Annotated in this window: 4 protein-coding genes and 1 pseudogene; 2 read left to right on the top strand and 3 right to left on the bottom strand. The window is 64.0% G+C overall.

The genetic code is table 11. From position 1 onward, the window contains the following. A partial coding sequence (locus tag EN742_RS21860) for a GatB/YqeY domain-containing protein (protein WP_189375513.1) occupies positions 1-246 on the bottom strand: 246 nt, incomplete at its 3' end. Positions 247-503: 257 nt separating this feature from the next. On the opposite strand from EN742_RS21860, the gene carA reads away from it, so the two are divergent. Beyond that, a complete protein-coding gene (carA, locus tag EN742_RS21855) occupies positions 504-1,709 on the top strand; it encodes a glutamine-hydrolyzing carbamoyl-phosphate synthase small subunit (protein WP_126058782.1) in 1,206 nt (401 codons plus the stop codon). A 148-nt stretch (positions 1,710-1,857) separates the two neighbouring features. On the opposite strand, the gene EN742_RS21850 is transcribed toward carA, so the two are convergent. Then, positions 1,858-3,126 (bottom strand): TCR/Tet family MFS transporter, encoded by a 1,269-nt coding sequence (locus tag EN742_RS21850; RefSeq protein WP_126058781.1) that lies wholly within the window; start codon positions 3,124-3,126, stop codon positions 1,858-1,860. A 161-nt stretch (positions 3,127-3,287) separates the two neighbouring features. Beyond that, the gene (locus tag EN742_RS21845) at positions 3,288-4,199 is read right to left on the bottom strand and encodes a neutral zinc metallopeptidase (RefSeq protein ID WP_128333263.1); all 912 of its coding nucleotides are present in this window, start codon (positions 4,197-4,199) and stop codon (positions 3,288-3,290) included. A 205-nt stretch (positions 4,200-4,404) separates the two neighbouring features. On the opposite strand from EN742_RS21845, the pseudogene EN742_RS21840 reads away from it, so the two are divergent. Further along, positions 4,405-5,701 (top strand): annotated as a pseudogene (locus tag EN742_RS21840) (hypothetical protein); the annotation flags it as partial.

Genomic DNA, 5,701 nt, shown 5'->3' with positions numbered 1-5,701 from the left:
ACGCTCCTGCGCAGCGAGCTCCGGCCGCTTGCCGTCCTCGAAAGCCTTGGCCGATTCCTCGCGCTGCTTCACCATCTTGGCCAGGATCTGCAGGATCTCTTCTTCGCTCGCGGCCGGCTTGCCGGCGCCGCGATTGGCGATGTCACGGTCGTGGATGGCGGCCTGGATCAGCCGCAGGGTGGGCAAGCGGTGCTTGTCCTGCGCCTTCATCGCGCTCTTCAGGGATTCGGCGATTTTTTCGCGCATCGTGCTTCTCCTTCGAACGCGGCGGACAATAGCTTTGCCGAACCCGTAAGGCAAATCCCAGCAAGCCACTGATATTGCTTGACGAAACAGATTCAGGCCGGTTTGCGGCCTCCTCATTGACCACTCTTGCGCCTTCGCCTATGTACTCGGTCCTGCATGAGACAATGAATTGACGCGCGGAAGCCGGAGAAATCGCTGCTTCGCGCCGTTTGCTGCGCGAATGGATCCGAAGCGCGCAGGTTGACAGGAGTGCCGCCATGGCGACGATGACTGCCCCCTGGAATACCGAAAAGCCGACTGCGCTTTTGGTGCTTGCCGACGGTACCGTCATCGAAGGCCGCGGCCTTGGCGCCACCGGATCGGCGGTCGCCGAAGTCTGCTTCAACACCGCGCTTACCGGCTACCAGGAGATCCTCACCGATCCCTCCTATGCTGGCCAGATCGTCACCTTCACCTTCCCGCATATCGGCAATATCGGCACCAATGACGAGGACATCGAGGACCTCAACCCGGTCGCCCGCGCCGGCGCCGTCGGCGCCGTGTTCAAGGCCGATGTCACCAACCCGTCCAACTACCGCGCCGCCGGCCATCTCGACCAGTGGCTGAAGAAGCGCGGCATCGTCGCGCTCACGGGCATAGACACGCGCGCGCTGACCGCGCTTATTCGCGAGAAAGGCATGCCCAACGCCGTCATCGCGCATGCGCCGGACGGCGTCTTCGACCTCGACGATCTGAAGCGGCGCGCCGCCGCCTGGTCGGGCTTGATCGGCCTCGACCTCGCCAAGGACGTCACCTCGGGCCAATCCTCCGTCTGGCGCGAGACGCCCTGGGTCTGGAACGAAGGCTTCGGCGAACAGGACAAGCCGTCGCTGCATGTCGTCGCCATTGACTACGGCGTCAAGCGCAACATCCTGCGCCTGCTCGCCGGCCTCGGCGCCAAGGTCACCGTCGTGCCGGCCAAGACCGGCGCGGAGGAAATCCTCGCCATGAAGCCGGACGGCATCTTCCTCTCCAACGGTCCCGGCGATCCGGAAGCCACCGGCGACTACGCGGTGCCTGTGATCCAGGACCTGCTCAAGACCGAAATCCCGGTGTTCGGCATTTGCCTTGGCCACCAGATGCTGGCGCTGGCGCTGGGCGGCAGGACCGCCAAGATGCATCAGGGTCATCACGGCGCCAACCATCCGGTCAAGGACCACACCACCGGCAAGGTCGAGATCGTCTCGATGAACCATGGTTTCGCGGTCGACGCCGACTCGCTGCCGGAAGGCGTGGAGGAGACCCATGTCTCGCTGTTCGACGGCTCGAACTGCGGTATCGCGCTCACCGGCCGTCCGGTGTTCTCGGTCCAGCATCACCCCGAGGCCTCGCCCGGCCCGCAGGATTCGCACTATTTGTTCCGCCGCTTCGTCAACCTCATCCGCGAGAAGCGTGGCGAAGAATTGCTGGCCGAGCGCGCCTAGCGACCCAAGGCGTGTTGAGATTCAGGTCAGGCCGAGTCGAAAATGGCGGTTTCCGAGAACCGGAGCGGAGCGTACTTGAAGTACGTGAGCACCGGAAGCGCAGGAAACCGCTATTTGCAGGCCGGCATCACATGAATACCAACACGCCTCAAGCCGGATCGGTCACGGCCTCCTGCGCGTGCATGCGCTCAACCTCCTTCGGCGTCGGCTTGGCGACTTTCGTGACGAAGACGATCACCGCCAGGGTGAGGAAGACCGCACCCAGCAGATAGGGTGCGCCGCCGAACACGACCGGCGCGCTCGGCCCGGTGAACCACGAGAAGATCCCCGTGTAGAGCAGCGGTGTGATGATCGAGGTGATCGAAAAGATCGACGTCATCGCCCCCTGCAGTTCGCCCTGCGCTGAAGGCGGCACCTTGGCGGCGGCGAGGCTTCTCAGCGGCGGGTCGGCCAGCGCCTCCAGGCAGCCGACAACGATCACCGCATATATCATCCAGCCCTGCGAGGCGAAGGCGTAGCCGAAGGCGCTTAGCGCGGTGAAGGTCAGGCCGATCGCCGCCGTCTTCCACTCGCCGAGCTTCGGGATGACGCGCGGCAGGACGGTGGCCATCACGATCGCCCCGCACATTCCGAAGGCGCCGAGCGAGAAGCCTATCTGTTGCTCGCTCCAGCCATAGCGATAATTGGACACGAACGACCACACCGCCGGGTACATCATGTGTCCGAGCGTCATCAGGAAGAAGACCAGGCCGATCCAGCCGATGCCGTGGTAGTTGCGCATCTGGATGAGCGTGCCGACCGGGTTGGCGCGTTTCCACTCGAAGCGGCGGCGATGCTTGTCGTCGAGCGTCTCCGGCAGCAGGAACAGCGCGATCACGAAGTTCACCAAGGCAAGCCCGGCGGCGAAATAGAAGGGCACGCGCGGACCGAACGTGCCGAGCAGGCCGCCCAGCACCGGCCCGATGACGAAACCGACGCCGAAGGCGATGCCGAGCAGACCGAAATTCTTCGCCCGGTTCTCGTCGGTCGAGATGTCGGCGATGAAGGCCGATGTCGTCGAATAACTGGCGCCCGAGATGCCGGCCAGCACACGCCCGATGAACAGCATCGGATAGGACCAGGCGATGGCGCAGATCAGATTGTCGATCGAAAAGGTGAGCACGGAGGCAAGCAGGACCGGCCGTCGTCCGAACCGGTCGCTCAATCCGCCAATGACCGGCGCGAAGACGAACTGCATCGCCGCATAGGCGAAGAACAGCCAACCGCCTTCGATCGCCGCTTCGCTGACGCCGACGCCGGTCAGTTCCTGCAGATAGGCCGGCAGCACCGGCATGATGATGCCGAAGCCGATGATGTCGAGCAGCAGCGTCGTGAAAACGAGCGCAAGGCCCCGCCTGGCGGTTTTCGGGTCGATCATACTGGTGTCAAGCTCCTCGGCCGCCTTGCAGCAAAGGCGGGTGCACCTTATAGGCGAGCCCGCCGCCAAGAACAATAAGGGAACGACGGCAACTGCCTCATCCTGACATCAGTTGCCGTGGTGGCCGATCCTTGATCGCGCGGAACGAAGCGGATGTCGCCTCAAATTGGGTTGTTGAACGTGTCGCAGTCCGAAAGCTTGCCGCTCTTGTAGCCGCGCGCCAGCCAGGTCTGACGCTGCTGCGAGGTGCCGTGGTTGAAGCTTTCCGGCACGACGTAGCCCTGCATCTTCTTTTGAAGCGTGTCGTCGCCGATCTGCTTGGCGGCATTGAGAGCGCTCTCGATGTCGCCCTGTTCCAAAATGCCCTTCTGCGCGGTGTAATGCGCCCAGACACCGGCGAAGCAGTCGGCCTGCAACTCCACCTGCATCGACATGTGGTTGGCGTCGGCCTCGCTCATCCCCTGCCGCATCTTGTTGAATTTGGGCAGGATGCCGGTGAGATTCTGCACATGGTGGCCGACCTCATGCGCGATCACATAGGCCCGGGCAAATTCGCCGGAAGCGCCGAACTGCTGGTCGAGCTGCTGGAAGAAAGTCATGTCGAGGTAGACCTTGTGGTCGCCAGGACAATAGAACGGTCCGGCCGCAGCCGAGGCGAAGCCGCAGGCCGAGCGGATCTGGCTGCTGAACAGCACCAGCTTCGGATCCTCATAGGTCCGGCCATTGGCCTGGAAGATGCCTTTCCAAGTGTCCTCGGTTTCGGCGAGCACGGTCGAGACGAACTGCTTCATCTCGTCGGAAGCCGGCTCTCCTCCGCCGACTTCGCTGCCGCTGTCGTCGGTGATCTGGCCGCCACTGTCGCCGCCGCCCAGTATCTGTGAAGGATCGAAGCCGAAATACCATCCGGCCAGCACAACCAGGATGACGATGAAGAGGCTGGAACCGCCGCCGGCGCGCCCACCGATCGGAATGCGGAACTGGCCGGGGCTGCCGCCGCCGAATCCGCCGCCGCCACCGGTGTCGCTGCGCTCGTCCTCGACGTTGTCACTCTGACGACGGCCTCTCCAGAGCATGGCAACTCCTCGCGATGCGAATTTCCAAACGGCCAGGCCGGCATCCTGGTGCCAATCAGACCCAACCAACAATTATCCCAATGGTTGCAGCAAGTCACAGCATTTTTCGCTTGCAACCGGTGCTGGAATGAGCGGCTCGAGCACTATGGCCGAGACCGGACAAGGCCTGTAGCATGGCGCCCGGACAAGGGGATGCGAGGGGCGCTTGCGGACGATCGGCCGTTTCCTGTTTCTGCTGGTGTTGGCCGGTTTCGGCGCTGGGGCGGCGCCTGCCGCTACGCTCGATTCCAGCGTCGCCGTCACCGATCCCGCGACCCTGCAGGCGCTTGAGCGCGGCGGTCTGTCGATCAGCCGCTTGCTCGGGCCGGCGATCGGGCTGACACGCGATGTCGACAATCGCGGCCTGTTTTCGGTGCGCGCGCTGACGCCGGTGCGCAATGCCGTCAAGCAGGAGATCGCCGACGAGCCGGCGACAAGCCCAGATCCCTATGTTGCCGGATTGGCGAAGTCCAAGGACGCAAGCCAGAAGTTCAATCCGAAATACATCGACGACAACGGCTCGACGCTGGACCTCACCGGCGTCGTCAACCGCATGGATCGCGGCTATCTCGGCCACACCGAATGCGGCGAGATCCGGCTGATCTACCGTTTCCACTATTCGGTCGAGGAAAAGCCCGGAGAGCGTGTCTCCTCGCGCCTGCCGCTGACAATGAGCCTGGTCTTCAACGCCAGGCCGAAGACCGCGACGGGCCGCGCCTCCAAGGATCGCCCGCGCGCCGCCGATGGGTCCTGCGCCGACGTCGCCAGGCGCTGGTTGGCGGCCGGCGGAAAAGACCTTCCACCTGAGCAGCTTGCGGCTTGGCTGCGCTCCGAGGATGGCCCGCTGTCGGGCGCCATGCTCAATTCCTCGCAGATCATGCGGCTCGAGCTCAACATGCAGGTGCTGCGCCTGTCGGCCTCGACGCGCCGCGATTTCGGCGGCCACGCCGAATATCTGCTCAAGATCTTCAAATGGGATCCGGCCACCGCCACCTTCCAGGAATCGCGGATGGAGAACCAGATCGACCGCAAGACGGTGCTGGCCGACCGGCAGGCCTTCGCCAAATGGCTGCTCACCGACCGCAACATCTACGATCTCGATCGCGGCCGGCTGATCGTCGACGAAAAATTCCTGGCAACCAGCGCCGTCTCCGTGGCGCCGGGCGGCATGGCGCGCTCGCAGAACAACATCGCTTATGGCTTGCTCGACGATGCCGCGGTCGACAAGGCGCTGAAGGACTATGTCGCCAGCGGCAACGCGCTGCGCACCATAAAGTCAGTGGCCGGCTTCAATCTGCGCCTCAACGAGATGAGCTGCACCGGCTGCCACCAGACCCACGGCATTGCCGGCTTCCACTACACCGGCGCCGATCCGGCCAGCGAGCCACGCCGCAACGCCGTCTTCGTGCCGGGCTCGGCGGTCTTCTTCGCCGACCTGCCGCGTCGCCTCGCCATCGTCGAGC

This window comes from Mesorhizobium sp. M4A.F.Ca.ET.020.02.1.1, assembly GCF_004022645.1.
Classification (GTDB): domain Bacteria; phylum Pseudomonadota; class Alphaproteobacteria; order Rhizobiales; family Rhizobiaceae; genus Mesorhizobium.
This window is presented reverse-complemented; position numbering and strand designations above follow the sequence as displayed.

Excerpts from the sequence above, each read along its gene's own strand:
- carA (WP_126058782.1), top strand. The coding sequence starts at position 504 with ATGGCGACGATGACTGCCCCCTGGAATACCGAAAAGCCGACTGCGCTT.
- EN742_RS21850 (WP_126058781.1), bottom strand. The coding sequence starts at position 3,126 with ATGATCGACCCGAAAACCGCCAGGCGGGGCCTTGCGCTCGTTTTCACG.
- EN742_RS21845 (WP_128333263.1), bottom strand. The coding sequence starts at position 4,199 with ATGCTCTGGAGAGGCCGTCGTCAGAGTGACAACGTCGAGGACGAGCGC.